The following is a 410-nucleotide window of genomic DNA, read 5'->3' on the forward strand; positions in this document are numbered from 1 at the left end:
CTCTACAGCCCGGCGGAGGGCCGGCACGGGGCGGACTACGAGCAGGACGTCGTCCGTGCGCTGGCCCACGGCGGCCGCGTCAACGTACGGATCCCGGCGCTGAGTTCGAAGGACGAGCCCGCCTACTGGCTTCCGCACTTCCTGGGCGTGACCAAGGACGACACCAAGGGGGAGACCGCCCAGGGCGTGTCCGAAAGGGACTTCGCCACCCACCGCACCTCCATCGGCCCCAACAAGGACGGCAAACCCGGCAAGTTCAAGGAGAAGGGCGGCATTCTGGCCTCCCTCACGAACAAGGTCGCCGTCGGCGCCGCCAGCCCGAAACTGTGGGGCCAGGACATCTCCGGCGGCGGACTCGGCTCCAAGGACTGGAACGGCGACATGGTCCTGCCGAACGGCTCGTACGGCCA

Annotated in this window: 1 pseudogene; it reads left to right on the plus strand. The window is 68.8% G+C overall.

Annotated features, from left to right (window positions below):
* A pseudogene (locus tag CCN72_RS41160) lies at positions 1-410 on the plus strand (PE-PGRS family protein); the annotation flags it as partial.

Origin of the sequence: Streptomyces murinus, assembly GCF_002154555.1 — a bacterium.
Classification (GTDB): Bacteria; Actinomycetota; Actinomycetes; order Streptomycetales; family Streptomycetaceae; genus Streptomyces; species Streptomyces murinus.